Raw genomic sequence first — 18,889 nt, 5'->3', positions numbered from 1 at the left:
AGCCTTTGTAAAGACGTTATCGGTCACCTGGTTGGGTGAACGAAAAGAGCAGGATGCATTAAACCAAAAAGTCCCGGTCATTCCTGACCGGGACTTTTCTTATGGTGGAGGCAAGGGGACTCGAACCCCTAACCCCCTGCTTGCAAAGCAGGTGCGCTACCAATTGCGCCATGCCCCCATAAGAAGCAACCCGTCCATCATACCCTAACGATTGACTGGTTTTTACCAGTCCCCGCGGGCTCTTCGGCTAGTCGACCTTGTCGGTTGACTTGCTCCAGACATCTTTCCGGGCTTCGGATTCCTGAGCCTTTTTATAGACCAGGACACCTGCGACTGCCGCTGCAACTACAACCAGCAACTTCTTCACAAGTACCTCATTCCGATTCAGTTTCCTGAACCTGTAGGTTCCGTGGGCGTACCAGGACTTGAACCTGGGACCTCTTCGTTATCAGCGAAGCGCTCTAACCGCCTGAGCTATACGCCCCGATGCCTCATCGGGCCGAGATATGACTGTACAGCACATCCCGGCCCGATCTCAAATCGAGGCAATCCACCCTTCAATTTCCGCTGAAATCAGCGGCAATTCAGGGTATTTGGACTAGTCGTCCGTAAGGGTCACACCGATGCCGCCAACCAACGTTGCCGAAATGTTATAGAGCACTGCCGACAGCATTGAGAGGGCCGTAAGCAGGACAACATTCACTACGGCGATGATGGTGGCGAAGGACGCCACCTGACCCAGCGAAGCGATCTTCTTCAGCTCGAATCCGCCGCCTTCGGAACCCGCGAGCGTTCCAAGGAGGCTGTCCACCTGGTTGAAGATGCCGGTGAGGTCCAGGACGGTCCACAACACGATGGCGGCCACCACGGTGACAATGCCGAGCGCAACAGAGAGCAGGAAGGCCATCTTGAGGACGGACCACGGGTCCACCTTGCTGACCAGCAGCCGGGCACGGCGCACCTTGGCCTTGGGTGCAGGTTTTACCAGTCCGGGACCGCCCTGCGCGGGACGCTGCCCTGCGGATGCGGGCCGCTGTCCCGGCTGGGCCGGGCGCTGGCCCGGAGCTCCGGCGGGACGCTGCCCTGCCGACGCCGGGCGCTGGCCCGGAGCTCCGGCGGGACGCTGCGGGGATCCGTTGGGAGTTGCAGGCCTTGCTGCACCGGAACCGGTGCCGGGCCGCTGCTGCGGGCGTGCAGGCGTTCCAGCCTGCGCATTGCCTGACGGCTGCGCATTGCCTGATGGCTGCGCGTTGCCTGATGGCTGCCGGAGTCCGCCGGGGACACCTGTGCTCGGCTTGGGATATGAGTCGGAATTACTCACTCGTTACCTCCGGTAATGTCTTCATTCAGCTCCGCGCCGGCTTCGGTATCCGGGTCAGCGTCGTTTTGCGTTTCTGACGTGACGGTCGCCTCGGCAGCGCCGTCTTCTGCAGCCAACGTTACGTCATCGTCCTGTCCGTCCTCGGACTCTTCGCCTTCCAAACCGCGTTCGCTGTTGCGCGCAACCTCGATGATGCGGTCATTCTTATCCGGCTTGGCGAAGATGACGCCCATGGTGTCACGACCCTTTGCAGGGACGCCACTGACGGCGGAACGGACCACCTTGCCGCCTTCCATGACTACCAGGACTTCGTCTTCTTCCTGCACGATCAGGGCTCCGACCAAGTCGCCCCTGTCTTCGGCGAGTTTGGCTACCTTGATGCCCAGGCCACCGCGGCCCTGCAGTCGATACTCATCCACTGCAGTGCGCTTGGCGTAACCGCCCTCGGTCACCACGAAGACGAAGGATCCGTCCTTGACGACGTCGGCAGCCAACAGTTCGTCATCTTCACGGAACTTCATGCCCGTAACACCGGATGTGGCGCGGCCCATCGGCCGGAGGGCGTCGTCCGTTGCAGTGAAGCGGATGGACTGTCCCTTTCGCGAAACCAACAGGAGATCGTCGGTTTCGCTGACCAGCTGCGCTGACACGAGCTCATCCTCATCGCGGAGGTTGATCGCAATGACACCGGCCGAGCGGTTGGTGTCATAGTCCTCAAGCCTGGTCTTCTTGACCAGTCCGTTCTTGGTGGCAAGCACGAGGTACGGAGCCTGCTGGTAGTCACGGAGGTCCAGGACCTGAGCAATGTGTTCGTCGGGCTGGAAAGCGAGCAGGTTAGCAACGTGCTGGCCCTTGGCGTCGCGTCCGGCTTCGGCCAACTCGTAGGCCTTGGCGCGGTAGACGCGGCCCAGGTTGGTGAAGAACAGCAGCCAATGGTGGGTGGTGGTGACAAAGAAGTGTTCCACCACGTCGTCCCCGCGCAGCTGGGCGCCCTTGATGCCCTTGCCGCCACGCTGCTGCGAACGGTAGTTGTCGCTTCGGGTCCTCTTGACGTAGCCGCCCCGGGTAATGGTGACCACCATCTCCTCTTCGGGGATCAGGTCCTCAACGGACATGTCGCCGTCAAAGCCCATCAAGATGTGGGTCCGGCGGTCGTCACCGTGCTTGGCAACGATCTCCGCAAGTTCTTCGCTGATGATCTGGCGCTGACGCTCTTCCGAGGCAAGGATGGCGTTGTACTCGGCGATCAGTGCTTCGAGCTCAGCGTGGCGGTCCTGGATCTTCTGCCGCTCCAGGGCGGCCAGGCGACGCAGCTGCATGTCCAGGATCGCGCGCGCCTGGAGCTCGTCGATGTCCAGGAGTTCCATCAGGCCTTCCCGGGCGGCCTCTGTGGTGTTGGACGCGCGGATGAGGGCAATAACCTCGTCCAGCATGTCCAGTGCCTTGAGGAGGGCACGCAGGATGTGTGCTTCTTCCTCGGCCTTACGGAGGCGGTACCGGGTACGTCGCGCAATGACGTCCATCTGGTGGGCCACCCAGTGCCGGATGAAGGCATCCAGGCTCAAGGTGCGCGGAACGCCGTCGACAATTGCCAGCATGTTGGCTGAGAAGTTGTCTTGGAGTTGGGTGTGCTTGTACAGGTTGTTCAACACAACCTTGGCCACGGCATCGCGCTTGAGGACAATCACCAAGCGCTGGCCGGTACGGCCCGAGGTCTCATCGCGGAGGTCCGCAATGCCCTGGATCTTGCCGTCCTTGACGAGTTCGGCGATCTTGATCGCCAGGTTGTCCGGGTTGGCCTGGTAGGGCAATTCGGTGACCACCAGGCACGTCCGGCCCTGGAGTTCCTCAACGTTCACCACGGCACGCATGGTGATGGATCCGCGACCGGTCCGGTATGCATCCTCGATGCCCTTGTGGCCCAGGATCGTAGCTCCGGTGGGGAAATCCGGGCCCTTGATGCGCTGCAGCAAAGCCTCAAGCAGCTCTTCGCGGGTCGCGCCCGGGTTCTCGAGCGCCCACTGGACGCCATCGGCCACTTCGCGGAGGTTGTGCGGCGGAATATTCGTGGCCATACCCACGGCGATGCCCGAGGAACCATTGACCAACAGGTTCGGGAAACGCGCCGGCAGGATGGTGGGTTCCTGGTTTTTGCCGTCGTAGTTGTCCTGGAAATCGACGGTTTCCTCGTCGATGTCGCGGACCATCTCCATGGCCAGCTGCGCCATCTTGGTTTCCGTGTATCGGGGAGCAGCAGCTCCGTCGTTACCGGGAGAGCCGAAGTTGCCTTGGCCAAGAGCCAAGGGATAGCGCATGGTCCAGTCCTGGATCAGGCGGACCAGGGCATCGTAAATCGCCATGTCGCCATGGGGGTGATAGGTACCCATGACGTCACCCACAACACGGGCGCACTTGTTGAACGCGCGGTCGGGGCGGTACCCGCCGTCGAACATTGCGTAGAGCACGCGACGGTGAACCGGCTTCAAGCCGTCACGAACGTCCGGCAGTGCACGCCCGACGATCACAGCCATGGCGTAGTCGAGGTATGACCGCTGCATTTCGGTCTGCAGGTCCACCTGCTCAACGCGGTCCGTCAGCACGTCGCCTTCAAGTACCGCGTCCGCACCTTCCGGGTTTTCCGCCGGGACTTCGGGAGTTTCGTCACTCATAATCTAAGTTTTCCGTTTCAGGTATATGTCGGTCCAGGAATATTCAAGCGCCCGTTAAGGCCCTAGATATCGAGGAACCTGACGTCCTTGGCGTTCTGCTGGATGAAGTTCCTGCGCGATTCGACGTCCTCACCCATCAGGACGGAGAAGGTCTGATCGGCTGCCAGTGCGTCATCCATGGTGACCTGCAGGAGGGTTCGGCGATCGGGGTCCATGGTGGTGTCCCACAGCTCCGTGTAATCCATCTCGCCCAGACCCTTGTAGCGCTGGATGCCGTTGTCCTTCGGAAGGCGCTTGTTCAGGGCGGCACCCCTGCGGATGGTTTCATCGCGCTCACGGTCGCTGAAGACGTAGTCGTGCGCAGCGTTGGACCACTTGATCCGGTACAGCGGGGGTTGCGCGAGATAAACGTAGCCGTTCTCGATCAACGGGCGCATGTAGCGGAACAACAGGGTCATCAGAAGCGTCGTGATGTGCTGGCCATCAACGTCGGCATCGGCCATGAGCACGATCTTGTGGTAGCGAAGCTTGGAGATGTCGAAGTCCTCCCCGATGCCGGTGCCGAAGGCCGTGATCATCGACTGGACTTCAGCGTTGCCCAGGGCCTTGTCCAGGCGTGCACGCTCCACGTTCAGGATCTTGCCTCGAAGGGGAAGGATGGCCTGGGTTTCCGGGTTGCGGCCACGCTTGGCGGAACCACCTGCGGAGTCACCCTCCACCAGGTAGACCTCGCAGCGTGACGGATCCTTGGAGGAGCAGTCGGATAACTTTCCGGGCATGCCGAAAGATTCCAGCGGGCTCTTACGGCGGGCGTTGTCGCGGGCTTTCCGTGCCGCCATGCGGGCCTGGGCCGCGGAAATAGCCTTGCGGATGACATCGCGGGCAGGGCCGGGGTTGCGCTCAAGCCAATCGCCGAGCTGGTCGGTGACGACGCGCTGGACAAAACCCTTGACCTCGGAGTTACCCAGCTTGGTTTTGGTCTGGCCTTCGAACTGGGGCTCTGAAAGCTTCACAGAGATGACGGCTGTCAGTCCTTCACGGATATCGTCACCCGTGAGGTTGTCGTCCTTTTCCTTGATGATGCTCTTCTCCCGCGCGTAGCGGTTGATGAGCGAGGTCATCGCCGCACGGAAGCCTTCTTCGTGCGTTCCACCCTCGTGGGTGTTGATGGTGTTCGCGTACGTGTGCACGCTCTCGGAGTACGCGGTGGTCCACTGCATTGCCACCTCTACGGAGATGTGGCGCTCGGTATCCTCCGTTTCGAAAGCGATGACGTCCTCGTGGACGATTTCCACCTTCTTGTTGGAGTTCAGGTGCTTGACGTAGTCCAGCAGGCCGTCCGGGTATTCGTAAACTACCGTCCGGTGCTCGGCCGCCACCTCGCCTTCGGTGGCAACCGCATCGAGATCGAGGTCATCCTCGCCCTCACGCGCAGCGGGCCGCTCGTCGGTGAGGGTGATCTTCAGGCCCTTATTCAGGAAGGCCATCTGCTGGAAGCGCGCACGGAGTGTCTCGAAATCGAACTCAGTGGTCTCGAAGATGCTGCCGTCCGGGTAGAACGTCTGGGAGGTCCCGGTTTCTTCGGTGGCCTCGCCCTTCACGAGTTCGCCTTGCGGCTTGCCGCCGTCCGCGAACGACATGCGCCAGACGTGCCCCTGACGACGGACTTCCGTCTCAACGCGGCGGGAAAGCGCGTTGACAACGGAGATACCCACGCCGTGCAGGCCGCCGGACACCGCGTATCCGCCACCGCCGAACTTACCGCCTGCGTGCAGGATGGTCATGACCACTTCGACCGTGGGCTTGCCCTCTGTGGGGTGGATATCCACGGGGATGCCGCGGCCGTCGTCCACTACCTTGACGCCACCGTCGGCCCGCAGGGTCACTTCGATATGGCTGCAGTAACCGGCTAGGGCCTCATCAACAGAGTTGTCCACCACTTCATAAACCAGGTGGTGCAAACCGCGGGGGCCGGTGGATCCGATGTACATGCCGGGCCGCTTGCGTACGGCTTCAAGCCCTTCCAGCACCGTGATATCGCTGGCGCCGTATTCCCTGGGCGTCTCCGCCGGAACCGGCGTGGGAGCAGCCTCCTCCACGGGCTCTACTGCCAAGCTCTCTGCATGATCGTTAGCCACAGGCGCTTTCGACTCCTCTGTATTAGATGACGGCCGTACCCAGCTCAGGCCGCGGCTGACCGCAGGCCCTCAAGGACACATGACTGATTGCGCCGGCTACTCCAACAAAGAGGGTCTGCAATCCAAAGGATTGGATTCCAGGCCCCAACGAGGTTTCACCGGCGCTCAGTGATCTACGCCAATTCTATCGTGGAAATCGGTTAATCCTTGCAAATGCGAGGGCAGCCCAGAGCTGAATATGCCTGTAGGAGGCCGCTGGCCCCCTCTGCAACGGCCCTGCGGTGGTCCCGATGGGGGCCTATACGCTCCGGGGGCGTTGAATCGCCCTGCACGCCGTTCAGCCGTAAGTGTCCCGCGGCCCGCGACCGTTGACGCTCCGGCCGCCTTTTCGCCAGTTCGGTGCGGACGGGCCCAGCACCTGGATGCTGGTAACCACGCCTTCGCCCAGCTCTTTCCGGAACATGTCCAGAAGGCTCGCGCTCAGCAACCGCAACTGCGTGGCCCAGGCGGTGGAATCACACCGGACGTGGAGGGTGGTGTCGTTGAAACTCTCCGGTGTGCAATGTGCCGAGATGTCCGGGCCTACCAAGGCGTCCCACTCCGCCATGACCGACCCCACGGCAACCGGAGAGGTCCAGCCTCGTTCGGCCACCAAGCGGCCCACAACTTTCCCGAGTCCCAAGGGATCGCGGCCGGTACCGTGGAATTGGGAAAAGCCCCTGGTGTCGCGAAGGCCGGACCGTTTGGGCGCGGATCCAGGCCGCGGAGCTCGTTGGCGTACCTCGCCGCGCGCCGCCGCTGCCTCACGTACCCGGTTCAACGCCGCTTGGGCAGCGTCGATTTCGTCAGGATCCCTGCCTGGTTGAAGACCATCGGCGTCATCCTTCGCCATCAATGCCTCCCGGAACAACGGTTACGCGCCGCCCGGCCAGCTCCTCAGGAATATCGGCGTCGACGGCGGCAGTCACCAGCACCTGCTCGGCACCGGCCACTATTGCTGCCAGCTTACGCCGGCGCTGGACGTCCAGTTCCGCGAAGACATCGTCAAGAATCAGGATCGGGGCCGTACCGCCTGTGCGCGCGTCATCGAGCATGACGTAGTAGGAGGCCAGCCGCAGGGACAGGCACATGGACCAGGTTTCTCCATGCGACGCGTAGCCCTTGGCAGGAGCCTGGCCGAGCATCAATTCAAGTTCGTCCCTGTGCGGACCGACCAGGGAAATTCCCCGTTCCAGTTCCTTTTTGCGGGCCAATGCGAACGCCTGGACATACCGTTCGGTGAGTTCGTCGACGGATAGCAGCCGAAGGTCCTCGCCCGACGCCGAGGCTTGGGTCGCGCGGTCAGCCGGCCCGCCGTCGTCGTCCAGAACGCCCTGGATGGTGGAGCGGTAGACGGCACCGGCCTCCTTGGAACCATCGGTCAGCTGCGCATATGCGCTGTTCAGGTGGGGTCGCAGCCGTTCGACAAGTTCGAGCCGTGCGTGCAGCAGCTCGGCACCGGCGCGAGCCATGTGTTGGTCCCAAACGTCCAAGGTGGCTTCGTGCCCGGCAGTGAATTTACCTGTCCTCGCGGATTTTAGGAGCGCGTTACGCTGCTTCAGGACGCGATCGTAATCGCTCCTGGTGGCGGCGTGCCTGGGAACCAGGCTCACCAGCAGCTCGTCCAGGAAGCGGCGGCGGTTTGAAGGGTCACCCTTCACGAGTGCCAAGTCCTCGGGAGCGAACAAAACCGTGTGGCAGATACCCAGAATGTCCCGCGCCCGGACGGGATTGCCCCTGTTGATCCGCCCGCGATTGGCGCGGCCGGCGTTGATTTCCAACTCGATGACGGTGGATTGCTCGCCACGGACGAGCCGGGCACGGATGAGGGCACGTTCCGTACCAAACCGCAGGAGGGGCGCATCGGTGCTGACCCTGTGGGAACTCAGGGTGGCCAGGTATCCAATGGCTTCCATGAGGTTGGTTTTGCCAATTCCGTTGGAACCCACCAGGACGGTCACTCCGGGGCCAAGCTTCAGGTCAACCTGGGCATAGCTCCGGAAATCGGTCAGCGAGAGATGTTCAAGGTACACGCCGGCTGCGGACCCCTGCGGTCAGTTGGCCGGACGGGTTGCGTGCCCGCCGAACTGGTGGCGCAACGCTGAAACCATCTTCATGGCCGGCGAGGTGTCTTCGCGCGACGCGAACCGGGCGAAAAGCGCGGCCGTGATGGCCGGAGCCGGAACCGCGTTGGCGATCGCTTCCTCAACGGTCCACCGACCTTCACCGGAATCCTCGACGTAGTCATCGATTGAGGCCAGTCCGGGATCCTCGTCGAGTGCCTTGACCATGAGGTCCAGCAGCCAGGAGCGCACAACGGTGCCCTTCTGCCATGCCCGGAACGTGCCGGGAAGGTCTTTCACGATGTCCTTGGCGGCCAACAGCTCGTACCCTTCGGCATATGCCTGCATGAGGCCGTATTCGATGCCGTTGTGGACCATCTTGGCGTAGTGGCCTGCGCCGACGCCGCCAACATGGACAAAGCTGTCAGCGCGGTCACCTTCGGGGCGCAGGGCATCGAACACGGGCATGGCAAGGGCGATGTCTTCTTCCGAACCGCCGGCCATGAGGCCGTATCCGTTCTGGAGTCCCCAAACGCCTCCGGAGACACCGCAGTCAGCGAAACGGATGCCCTTTTCCGCCAACGCGGCAGCGTGCTTCTGGTCCTCCGTGAAACGGGAGTTGCCGCCGTCGATCACCATGTCCCCCGCGCTGAGCTTCTCGCCGAGTTCCGTCACGACGGCGTCGGTAATGGCGCCTGAAGGAACCATCACCCAGACAAGGCGCGGAGTAGGCAACGCAGCAATGAGGTCATCCACGGTAGCTACATCCGTGACGTCCGGATTGCGATCGAAACCAGTTACCTCGATGCCGCCGTTCCGCATGCGCTCACGCATGTTGAAGCCCATTTTTCCGAGGCCGATCAGTCCGATGTGCACAGTGAAACCCGTTTCTGCGTAGTGGAGGTTTGGAGTTAGTTGGGAAGACGGACCGGCATCACGAGGTAGCGGTAATCGTCTTGGTCTTCGCCGTCGGCTTCCGCCTGAGCCGTGATCATGGCGGGCTTCGGAGCGGTGGTGAAGGAGAAGCGGACGAACTTGGTTTCAATGACGCTCAATCCCTCAACCAGGTAATGCGGGTTGAAAGCGACCGTGATGTCTTCACCGGAGAGCTGGGCCTCAAGTTCCTCGGAAGCCTGGGCGTCTTCGCCGGTGCCTGCATCCAGGTTAAGCAACCCTTGGCTGAACGCGAGCCGTACCGGAGTATTCCGCTCCGCAACAAGGGATACACGCCGAACAGCTTCCACGAGCTCCTGGGTCTGGACCGTTGCGTGGATCGGTGTTGAATCGGGGAAAAGCGACCGGATCTTGGGGTAGTCGCCGTCCACGAGCAGCGATGTGGTGGTGCGTCCACCGCTTTCGAAGCCGATCAGCCGGCTGTCGTCGTCGGCCAAGGCAACGTTGATCTCGCCGCTACCGCCAAGGGTTTTTGCTACCTCGTTGAGGGTTTTCGACTTCACCAGCGCGCTTGTGGAAATGCCCGGAGTGACGGGTTTCCAAGGTACTTCGCGCATTGCCAGGCGATAGCGGTCGGTGGCAAGGAGGGTGATCATGTCATCCTCGATTTCCATCCGAACGCCGGTGAGGATCGGCAAAGTGTCATCTTTGCTGGCGGCAATGATCACCTGGGAAACAGCTTGGGCAAAGGCGTCACCGGGCAATGTGCCACTGATGGCCGGGAGTGCGGGCAAAGCCGGGTACTCGGACTCGGGCATCGTTGCCAGGTGGAAGCTGCTTCGGCGGCAGGTCAGAGTGACTTTGCTTCCATCGGTTTCCACCTCTACGGGTGCGGAAGGCAGGCTGCGGCAGATATCTGCGAGGAGTCGCCCCGAGACGAGGATGGTTCCCTCGGTGGTGATGTCGGCCGGAATCTCAAGGCGCGCCGAGGTCTCGTAGTCAAAGCTGGAGAGGCTGACGGTTCCTGCCTCGGCTTTGAGGAGGAGGCCTGAAAGTACCGGTACCGGCGGCCGCGGAGACAACGACCGGGCTGTCCACGTAACGGCTTCTGCCAGGACGTCGCGGTCGACTCTGAACTTCACGGAGGGGTGCCGCCTTTCGTTGCTGCTGCCATGTAGTAGCTGCGGATTCCTGCCTGGAAGCCGCCAAAACCTCGCACGCCAGCACTGGAACCTGCATGGTCCGCACTTAGCGAACTACAAAACAGACCCAGGGATGGGAGCGCTGCTGACAGCTTAGCCGGAACATCCGCGATTAACCCATCCCCGTTTTGCCCGGAAGGTTCCATGTGGACGGCCGCAGGCTGGCGCCTGGGCGCTTGCTGCAACCTTCGTTGGGCTGGTGGGTGCGTGGGGGAACGAGATTGTTATTTGAGGGATTTCGATTTTTTGGGATTCGTAGTGTTAATAACTGCTGTGGAAACTGTGGATAAGTGCCTTCCGCCGCAAGGATCCGCGGTTAAGGGCTGTTCACGAGTTGTGCGTTAACTGGGTTTTAAACAGGGTGTGGATGGGGACAACTCTCAAGGCCATTTTTAACGATCCACAGACGGCTTAAGGGTTTTAAGCCCATTAACCACGCTTGTCCCCTTAAGTATCCACAGGCTTATCCACATGCGCCTGTTAATAAGGTATGTAGTGCGCGCTGCGGTGTGGATTCAGGAGTCGCGCTGCTGCTGCTTGATGCGGTTGGTGAGTTCGGTGACCTGGTTGTAAATCACACGGCGCTCCGCCATCAGTTCGCGGATCTTGCGGTCGGCGTGGATGACAGTGGTGTGGTCGCGGCCGCCGAGCTCCTGGCCGATCTTGGGCAAGGACATGTCGGTCAGTTCGCGGCACAGGTACATCGCGATCTGCCGGGCGGTCACCAAAGTGCGGGTGCGGGACTTGCTGCAGAGTTCTTCCATGCTGAGCTTGAAGTAGTCCGCGGTCTGGTCGAGGATCTGCTTTGCAGTGATCTCCTGGGCGCCGTCATCGGTGATGAGGTCCTTGAGCACCATCTCGGCCAGCGCTACGTCCACCGGCTGGCGGTTCAGGCTGGCGAAGGCAGTAACGCGGATCAGGGCGCCTTCCAGTTCACGGATGTTGCTGGAGATCTTCGAAGCGATGTACTCCAAGGCGTCGTCCGGTGCCGAAAGACCTTCGCTAAGGCCCTTCTTACGGAGAATGGCGATGCGGGTTTCGAGTTCCGGCGGCTGGATATCCGTCAGGAGGCCCCACTCAAAGCGGGATGTCATGCGGTCCTCGAAGCCGGCCAGCATCTTGGGCGGCTGGTCAGAGGTGATCACAACTTGCTTGTTGGCGTTGTGGAGGGCGTTGAACGTGTGGAAGAACTCTTCCTGGGTCCGGTCCTTCCCGGCCAGGAATTGGATGTCGTCGATCAGCAGCACGTCCACGTTGCGGTACGTGGTCTTGAAGCTCGTGCCTTCGTCATCACGGATGGAGTTGATGAAGTCGTTGGTGAACTCTTCCGAGTTGACGTAGCGGACACGGATACCGCTGTAGAGGCGCCGGGCATAGTGACCGATTGCGTGCAGCAGGTGGGTCTTGCCCAGTCCCGAGTCACCGTAAATGAACAGGGGGTTGTAAGCCTTGGCGGGAGCCTCGGCCACTGCAACCGCGGCCGCATGGGCGAACCGGTTGGAAGAACCGATCACGAAGGTATCGAAGATGTATTTCGGGTTGAGGCGGCCAAACTCGTGGGAGGTGCTGGGCGGAGTGGGCTGCGGCTTGGGTTCCAGAGCGAGGTCCGGTGCGGTGGAGAGCTCGACGACGGGCTCCGGCTCTGCATGTACGGGCACCAGTTCAGTGTCCACGTCGATGGCGCAACGGATATCGTCCGAGAAAACGCTGCGGAGGGCATCGTCCAGCGCGTCCTTGACCTGCGTCTGAAGAACTTCGCGTGTGAGTTCATTGGGGACGGCCACCAGAAGGGTGGAACCAATGAGGCCCTGGGCCTGGGCGAGGATGACGAAACCACGCTGTCGGGGGGTTACCCGCTCGTCCTGCTCCAGAAGGCTAAGCACCCTGCGCCAGGAACTTCCGACAGTATTGGCGTGGTTGGCTTCGTCTACTGTCATCAATGTGTTCCTAAATTCTTGCTTGCCGGCGATGCTGGCAGCCGGAAGACCTCGCGGCGTCGAACTATCGGGGATTAATCCACAGAGTTATACACAGCTGGAGGGCAATGGGCTACTGAGCCACTCTAGGGGATGATTTCCCCAGAAGATAGCTGGGAAGTTGCTTGTGGATAATTACACCGTTGTTGTTCTTCATCCGGTGTTGTGAGCCACTTCATCCACAGGCGCTGCGGGGTTGTTTGCCACAGTTGTGGACAGCCCGGCGATGGGCTCCCGGTTTGACTGAGGGTCCCTTTTTGCCCTAACGTTGTGAAGTCCTTTGTGTCCGCTTTTGAGATCAGTTGCATCTCCGTACGTTCGTCGTGCGGGAGGCAGCGGCGGCAGGCACATACAAAACTTAGCGTCGGCCAGTTCTTCCCCTTTTGATCGGGTGGGCGCACCTTTGATCCACTGGAGTAACTAACGTGAGCAAGCGGACTTTTCAGCCGAATAACCGCCGTCGGGCCAAGAAGCACGGCTTCCGCCTTCGTATGCGCACCCGTGCCGGCCGCGCCATCCTGGCTGCCCGTCGCGGCAAGGGCCGCGTCGAGCTGTCGGCTTAAATAACTGACTTGTCGGTCAGGGTCCTTACGGGGGTTCGCCGGTGCTAGCCACCCCAAACCGTCTGCGGACGTCTACCGACTTTTCAACAACTGTACGTTCCGGCGTCCGCAATGGACGCCGGAACTTAGTGTTATATACGGCTCCTATCGGGGCCGCGGAGCCGACTCGAATCGGCTTCATTGTCTCCAAAGCCGTCGGGAACGCCGTGACCAGGAACCTCGTTAAGAGGAGACTGAGAGAAGCAGGCGCAATGTCCTTGCACACGCATGGAACAGGCCTGGCGGTAGTAGTCCGGGCGCTGCCCGCAGCTGCGACCGCCAGTTGGGAGCAACTGCTTACGGATTACAACGCTGCATTGGCAGTGACGACGAAGCGATTGGGTGGCTCAGTTCCACGCAACGCGTCGCCTGAACGCAACGGCACCACTACGGAAGGGACACAGCGTGCATAACCCGAGTGCCGCCGTCGTTCCTTCCTATCCTGACCCGTCAGCTGAGGCTCCTTCGAAGAGCCTGCCTGCGTCCGTGGGGAAGTTCGTCTGGGATCTGCCCCGGAACGTCCTCATTCTTTTACTGAAGGCCTACCGCAAAGTGGTCTCGCCCCTGTACGGCCAGGTTTGCCGTTTTTTCCCATCGTGCTCGGCGTACGCGCTTGAAGCGGTTACGGTGCACGGCGCCGTGAAGGGAAGCTGGCTCGCAGCCAAGAGGCTCGCCAAATGTCACCCTTGGAACGCCGGTGGAGTGGACCATGTCCCCGCCGGCCATCGTCACTGGCCCGAAGGCCGGACGCCCACAATTGTTGTACTGAACAACCCGGACCAGTTCCTGGCTGCTCAGGCTGATGAAGAAGGCCGCTCTGCGGCCTGACGAATAGGGATATCGTATGGACTTCTTTGGAACAATCATGTTTCCGTTCAAGTGGCTGGTGTCGGTCATTATGGTCGGCTTCCACGAGGGACTGAGCTTCATTGGCCTCCCCGCCGCCAACGGCTGGACCTGGACGCTGTCCATCATCGGCCTTGTGTTGGTGATCCGTGCTGCCCTCATTCCGGTTTTCGTAAAGCAAATCAAGGCCCAACGGGGCATGCAGCTGCTGCAGCCAGACCTGAAGAAGCTGCAGACCAAGTACAAGGGCAAAACCGATCAGCTCTCCCGCCAGGCCATGGCGCAGGAGCAGATGGCGCTTTACAAGAAGCACGGCACCAACCCGTTCTCGGCCTGTCTGCCGATGCTGATCCAGATGCCGTTCTTCTTTGCCCTGTTCCAGGTGTTGTCCGGTATCTCAACCGCCAAGAATGCCGGTGAAGGCATTGGCGCCATGAGCCACGACCAGGTTGTGCAGTTCGATCAGTCGAGCATCTTCGGTGCTCCGCTTTCTGCGTCCCTGCTGCACGGCGGTGCACCTGGCAGTGAAGTTGCTGTTTGGACTCTCTCGATCATCATGATCCTCGCCATGACGGCCTCACAGTTCATCACCCAGAAGCAGATCATGGCCAAGAACATGTCCGAGGAAGCCCTCGCGAGCCCGTTCATGCGCCAGCAGAAGATGATGCTTTACATCCTGCCGCTCGTGTTCGGTATCGGTGGCATCAACTTCCCGATCGGTGTCCTCATCTACTGGACCACCACCAACCTCTGGACGATGGGCCAGCAGTTCTTCGTCATCCGCCGCATGCCCACCCCGGGTTCCCCTGCCGCCAAGGCACTGGAGGAGCGCCGCGCCGCCAAGGGCCTGCCGCCGCTGTTGAGTGGCAGGAAGAACGACGACGCCGAGGCGGCCGCTACCGCTGCTGCCGTCGAGGCAAGGGCGCAGCGCGTCCAGCCGCAACGTAAGAACAGGAAGAAGAAGTGATGTCCGCCGAGAGCACCGAGGAAGTAACAGCCGCCGTGACTGAAGAACAGGACGACGTCCAGGAAGAGACGCTTTCCAAGACGGCCAGCCGCCTGGAAGAGGAAGGCGACATCGCTGCCGACTATCTCGAAGAATTGCTGGATATCGCGGACATTGACGGCGATATCGACATTGAGGTCCGCAACGGCCGCACTTACATCTCGATCGCTGCGGAGGAAGAATCCGACGCGCTGGAGAGCCTGGTAGGGCAGGACGGAGAGGTCCTTGAGGCACTGCAGGAGCTCGCCCGTCTGTCAGTTCTTTCCGCTACGGAGAACCGCTCCCGTTTGGTGCTGGACATCAATGGATACCGTAAGGACCGCGCCGGTGTCTTGCAGCAGATTGCCGAAGATGCCGTAGCCAAGGTGAAGGAAAACGGCGGGACCGTTGCCCTTGAACCAATGAGCGCTTATGAGCGCAAGATCGTCCACGACGCCGTAGCAGACCTTGGTTTTGTGTCGGAGTCCGAGGGTGAAGGCGCTGGCCGCCACATCGTAGTTTCGGCTGACTAGCGGCTCATGGTTGAAATTTCCGCAGCTGAACTGCAAGCGGCAGAGAAGATTTTCGGTGAGCGCTTGGATCTTGCCAAGCGCTATGTTGAACACCTCGCAACGTCCGGCATTGAGCGGGGACTCATCGGTCCACGCGAAGTCCCACGGCTTTGGGGCCGGCACGTTCTGAACTGTGCAGTCATTGAGTCCGCCATTGCCAAGGACAGCCACGTTGCCGACGTCGGTTCCGGTGCCGGGCTTCCTGGATTGTGCTTGGCAATAGCCCGGCCTGACCTGGAGCTGACGCTCATCGAACCCTTGGAGCGCCGGGTGATCTGGCTCCAGGAAGTGGTGGACGATCTGGGGCTGGACAATGTGACAGTCATGCGGACCCGCGCCGAGCTGGCCGTGGGACTCGTTGACGCTGACGTTGTGACCGCCAGGGCCGTTTCTGCACTCACGAACCTTGCCAGCCTGACGATTCCCTTGCTGAACGGCAAAGGCGAAGTTGTGGCCATCAAGGGCCGCAGTGCCGCGGAGGAAATTGAGAAGGCCAAGAAAGTCATCCGCAAGCTTGGCGGCGTGGAGACGTCCGTTGTGGTGTGCGGACAGGAGCTTTTGGAGGAACCCACCACCGTGGTGAGGATCATCGTCAACAAGCCCGTAAAGACAGGCTAGCCACTGCTCGCATTCCCGCGTGTCGGCGGCTGAGCAGTTAGGCTAGAGAACGGCAGCAAAGCGCCGAATGAGAGTGAGAGTGTGACCAGTGGGCAGTAGCGAAACCTCCACGCAACGGATCCCCCCATTTATGTCTCTGGGGTCCGCGCGGTCCGCGGCCACATCTTCAGCATCGCTCCAATCCGCCATTGTGCGTACAGATTCGGTTGAGAACGCTGTTTCACGTGAAACTCTGTCCGATGAAGGTCCCAACGTCATGGACTCCATCGATGACTCGAGCCCCATTGCTCGTCAGTTGGCAAACGAAACCCGGCGGCGTGAACGGCTGATTGGGCGGGAGTTGCCCAAGCCGGAGCGGACACGAATCTTCACAGTTTCCAACCAAAAGGGAGGGGTGGGCAAAACCACCACCACCGTCAATATCGCTGCAGCACTGGCCTCTGCCGGCCTCAACGTGCTCGTCATCGATATCGACCCCCAGGGCAACGCTTCCACAGCCCTGGGCATCGAGCACCACGCGGACGTGGACAGCATTTACGACGTCCTCATCAACGATCTTCCCCTGAATGACGTTGTTGCTCCTTGCCCGGACATTCCCAACCTCTTCTGCGCACCCGCCACGATTCACTTGGCCGGTGCCGAGATCGAGTTGGTTTCCCTGGTGGCCCGTGAGCAGAGGCTTCGCCGGGCGATTGATGTCTATGCCAAGGAACGCGAGAAGAACGGCGAAGGCCGGCTGGACTACATCTTCATCGACTGCCCGCCTAGCCTTGGCTTGCTTACGGTCAACGCCTTCTGCGCAGCCAGCGAGGTCCTCATACCGATCCAGTGCGAGTACTACGCGTTGGAAGGTCTCAGCCAGCTGTTGAAGAACATCGAAATGATCCAGAAGCACCTCAACGCTGATCTGGTGGTTTCGACGATCCTCCTCACGATGTACGACGGCCGTACCAACCTTGCTGCCCAGGTAGCTTCCGAGGTCCGCCAGCACTTTCCCCAGCAGGTTCTCAGCGCGGTTGTGCCGCGGTCCGTTCGGATCTCTGAGGCCCCGAGCTACCAGCAAACAGTGATGACTTACGATCCCTCATCCAGTGGCGCGCTTTCCTACATGGAAGCCGCTGCTGAAATAGCTGAACGCTAGAATTCTTGAAACACTGCAAGAGCCTGAGCCACTCCGCGCTCGGCTATTCCATCGGAGGGATGAATCAATGAGCGAAAAGCGACGAGGCCTGGGCAGGGGTCTTGGGGCTCTCATTCCCAGTTCCGCAGCCACTGGTGCCCAAGGCAACGGTGGTTCGCCGTCCCGTCCGGTGGATCTGTTCTTCCCCGATGCACGCAAGGCGCCCGAGTCGGAAGTAGAGGCCTCGTCAGCGGCGGAACAGACTTCGGCGCCCGAGGCCACGAGCGCCAAGCCGGCGGCGGCGAACGCTGGTTCCTCCAAGGCACCTGCAAAATCTGCGGCCGCGAAGACACCGGCATCGAAACCCGCTGCCAAGCGTTCGGCCGGTGCGGCATCAGCCGGTACGCGTTCGACGGCGGGAAAGTCGCCTGATGCTGAAGCGGCCGTGATCGAGCCGCAGGTCGACCTGGTAGAAGTACCGGGTGCGCGGTTCGCCGAAATCCCTGTCACGGACATCCACCCCAACCGCAAGCAGCCGCGATCGGTCTTCGATGAAGACGACATGGCTGAGCTCGTACACTCCGTCAAGGAAATTGGCGTCCTCCAGCCAATTGTTGTGCGTACTTCAACCGAAAAGGGTGGAGAACCTTACGAGCTCGTGATGGGTGAACGCAGGTGGCGTGCAGTGCAGGCCGCTGGCCTCGACACCATCCCTGCGATCGTCCGTGACACAACAGATGATGACCTTCTTCGGGATGCGCTTCTCGAAAACCTGCACCGCAGCCAACTTAACCCTTTGGAAGAAGCCGCGGCCTACCAGCAGCTCTTGGAGGATTTCGGAACTACCCACGAGCAGCTCGCTGACAGGATTGGCAGGTCCCGCCCCCAGGTCTCCAATACGCTGCGTCTGCTCAAGCTGCCTCCCTTGGTGCAGCGCCGTGTGGCCGCAAATGTGCTGTCGGCTGGCCATGCTCGTGCTCTGCTGTCGCTCCCGGATGCGGCTGCGATGGAACGTCTGGCGCAGAAGATCGTTGCCGAGGGCATGTCTGTTCGCGCTACAGAGGAGGCCGTGGCGCTTTACCAAGAGCCGGCTACCCCCACGAAGAACGCGATTCCCAAACCGAATGCGCGACATGAACGACTCGATTACCTAGCTTCATCATTGTCAGATCGCTTGGACACTAACGTGAAGATCACCTTGGGCGCCCGCAAGGGCAGGGTCAGTATCGAGTTTGCGAGCGTTGAGGACCTGAACCGGATTATGGATGTACTCAGCCCAGGTGCTGAGGGCTAGCTTTACTAGAGCAACCAAGTGGGGCTTACTCCGATGGAGTGGGCCCTGCTTTTGTTTGATCTTCCATCTCCTGCCCTGGAAGCCGACGTTGGCGGTCTTCTGTATCGCATCATCCGGTATCTGATGCGTTTCCGTGAAAGCGGCAGTGATTTTCGGCGCAGGAAGTCGTCCAGATCTCGGTGGTACTTGGATTGCTCCCCATGCGTCCCCCCCAAGGCTTCCACGCAATCTGCATGGGCAGGGATTGACGGCCGGTGGATTCCCTTCGTGTGCAGCACAATGTGGAGACGTCTAACTTGTTCTGGACCAGGCTACTGCAGTTCATAACGACGAGCCCCAATGGGATCCATTGTCTCCAGACCGGTGTTTCACGTGAAACGTGTAGTTGGCTCTGGGCAATTCTGAGCCGTACTCTGCGGCCCTGGTTTGCGCCATTTCACGGCCTCACGCTTGTTCCAACCCGTTGCGTCGGACTGGGCTGGGCGTGCAGTTGAGTGGAGAACTTAGCTGGCTGTGCGTCCTCCGGTTATAGTCGCCGCAGTCAAAGCCC

At 60.8% G+C, this 18,889-nt stretch carries 17 protein-coding genes and 2 tRNA genes; 8 read left to right on the top strand and 11 right to left on the bottom strand.

Going from position 1 to position 18,889, the window contains the following annotated elements:
- Nucleotides 1–102: 102 nt before the first annotated feature.
- The 11 genes from ACIPY2_RS13130 to dnaA form a co-directional block, all read right to left on the bottom strand.
- Nucleotides 103–178 (bottom strand) — tRNA-Ala (locus ACIPY2_RS13130).
- 69 nt (nucleotides 179–247) lie between these two features.
- The gene (locus ACIPY2_RS13125) at nucleotides 248–367 is read right to left on the bottom strand and encodes a DLW-39 family protein (protein ID WP_310208192.1); all 120 of its coding nucleotides are present in this window, start codon (nucleotides 365–367) and stop codon (nucleotides 248–250) included.
- A 43-nt stretch (nucleotides 368–410) separates the two neighbouring features.
- Nucleotides 411–484: transfer RNA gene (locus tag ACIPY2_RS13120), tRNA-Ile, on the bottom strand.
- A gap of 114 nt (nucleotides 485–598) precedes the next feature.
- Nucleotides 599–1,321, bottom strand: coding sequence for a DUF3566 domain-containing protein (locus ACIPY2_RS13115; RefSeq protein ID WP_400266819.1), 723 nt, complete (start codon nucleotides 1,319–1,321; stop codon nucleotides 599–601).
- The gene (gene gyrA, locus ACIPY2_RS13110; protein WP_400266818.1) at nucleotides 1,318–3,990 is read right to left on the bottom strand and encodes a DNA gyrase subunit A; all 2,673 of its coding nucleotides are present in this window, start codon (nucleotides 3,988–3,990) and stop codon (nucleotides 1,318–1,320) included. Before gyrA ends, ACIPY2_RS13115 begins: the two co-directional genes overlap by 4 nt.
- Before the next feature lie 62 nt (nucleotides 3,991–4,052).
- Nucleotides 4,053–6,128 (bottom strand): DNA topoisomerase (ATP-hydrolyzing) subunit B, encoded by a 2,076-nt coding sequence (gyrB, locus tag ACIPY2_RS13105; RefSeq protein ID WP_400266817.1) that lies wholly within the window; start codon nucleotides 6,126–6,128, stop codon nucleotides 4,053–4,055.
- 337 nt (nucleotides 6,129–6,465) lie between these two features.
- A complete protein-coding gene (locus ACIPY2_RS13100; protein WP_400266816.1) occupies nucleotides 6,466–7,020 on the bottom strand; it encodes a DUF721 domain-containing protein in 555 nt (184 codons plus the stop codon).
- Nucleotides 7,007–8,200, bottom strand: a complete 1,194-nt coding sequence (gene recF, locus ACIPY2_RS13095) for a DNA replication/repair protein RecF (RefSeq protein WP_400266815.1) — start codon at nucleotides 8,198–8,200, stop codon at nucleotides 7,007–7,009. The genes ACIPY2_RS13100 and recF overlap by 14 nt, the downstream gene beginning before the upstream one ends.
- 21 nt (nucleotides 8,201–8,221) lie before the next feature.
- Nucleotides 8,222–9,106: a phosphogluconate dehydrogenase (NAD(+)-dependent, decarboxylating) gene (gene gnd, locus ACIPY2_RS13090; RefSeq protein WP_400266814.1), complete on the bottom strand. Its 885-nt coding sequence runs from the start codon at nucleotides 9,104–9,106 to the stop codon at nucleotides 8,222–8,224.
- Between the two features lie 35 nt (nucleotides 9,107–9,141).
- Entirely contained in the window at nucleotides 9,142–10,266 is a 1,125-nt protein-coding gene (dnaN, locus tag ACIPY2_RS13085) for a DNA polymerase III subunit beta (protein ID WP_400266813.1), read from the bottom strand.
- Nucleotides 10,267–10,841: 575 nt separating this feature from the next.
- Nucleotides 10,842–12,263 (bottom strand): chromosomal replication initiator protein DnaA, encoded by a 1,422-nt coding sequence (gene dnaA, locus ACIPY2_RS13080; protein ID WP_400266812.1) that lies wholly within the window; start codon nucleotides 12,261–12,263, stop codon nucleotides 10,842–10,844.
- Nucleotides 12,264–12,727: 464 nt separating this feature from the next.
- Here dnaA and rpmH point away from each other — a divergent pair, with 464 nt between their 5' ends.
- The 8 genes from rpmH (at nucleotide 12,728) to ACIPY2_RS13040 (ending at nucleotide 18,339) form a co-directional block, all read left to right on the top strand.
- Nucleotides 12,728–12,865, top strand: coding sequence for a 50S ribosomal protein L34 (gene rpmH / locus ACIPY2_RS13075; RefSeq protein ID WP_011776797.1), 138 nt, complete (start codon nucleotides 12,728–12,730; stop codon nucleotides 12,863–12,865).
- A gap of 41 nt (nucleotides 12,866–12,906) precedes the next feature.
- On the top strand, nucleotides 12,907–13,317 hold the full coding sequence (gene rnpA, locus ACIPY2_RS13070) for a ribonuclease P protein component (protein WP_400266811.1): 411 nt from the start codon (nucleotides 12,907–12,909) through the stop codon (nucleotides 13,315–13,317).
- On the top strand, nucleotides 13,247–13,732 hold the full coding sequence (gene yidD, locus ACIPY2_RS13065) for a membrane protein insertion efficiency factor YidD (protein ID WP_400266810.1): 486 nt from the start codon (nucleotides 13,247–13,249) through the stop codon (nucleotides 13,730–13,732). The genes rnpA and yidD overlap by 71 nt, the downstream gene beginning before the upstream one ends.
- Before the next feature lie 16 nt (nucleotides 13,733–13,748).
- Complete coding sequence (gene yidC / locus ACIPY2_RS13060) at nucleotides 13,749–14,717, top strand: membrane protein insertase YidC (protein ID WP_400266809.1); 969 nt, start codon at nucleotides 13,749–13,751, stop codon at nucleotides 14,715–14,717.
- Nucleotides 14,717–15,268, top strand: a complete 552-nt coding sequence (locus ACIPY2_RS13055; RefSeq protein ID WP_400266808.1) for a protein jag — start codon at nucleotides 14,717–14,719, stop codon at nucleotides 15,266–15,268. The genes yidC and ACIPY2_RS13055 overlap by 1 nt, the downstream gene beginning before the upstream one ends.
- A gap of 6 nt (nucleotides 15,269–15,274) precedes the next feature.
- Nucleotides 15,275–15,925, top strand: a complete 651-nt coding sequence (gene rsmG, locus ACIPY2_RS13050; protein WP_400266807.1) for a 16S rRNA (guanine(527)-N(7))-methyltransferase RsmG — start codon at nucleotides 15,275–15,277, stop codon at nucleotides 15,923–15,925.
- Between the two features lie 88 nt (nucleotides 15,926–16,013).
- A complete protein-coding gene (locus ACIPY2_RS13045; RefSeq protein WP_400266806.1) occupies nucleotides 16,014–17,066 on the top strand; it encodes an AAA family ATPase in 1,053 nt (350 codons plus the stop codon).
- A gap of 67 nt (nucleotides 17,067–17,133) precedes the next feature.
- On the top strand, nucleotides 17,134–18,339 hold the full coding sequence (locus ACIPY2_RS13040; RefSeq protein ID WP_400266805.1) for a ParB/RepB/Spo0J family partition protein: 1,206 nt from the start codon (nucleotides 17,134–17,136) through the stop codon (nucleotides 18,337–18,339).
- Nucleotides 18,340–18,889: the final 550 nt, after the last annotated feature.

It is taken from the genome of Paenarthrobacter sp. NPDC089675 (assembly GCF_044749185.1).
In the GTDB taxonomy this organism is placed as follows: Bacteria; Actinomycetota; Actinomycetes; order Actinomycetales; family Micrococcaceae; genus Arthrobacter.
The sequence above is the reverse complement of the archived record's forward strand: the minus strand, read 5'-3'. Positions and strand labels throughout refer to the sequence as shown.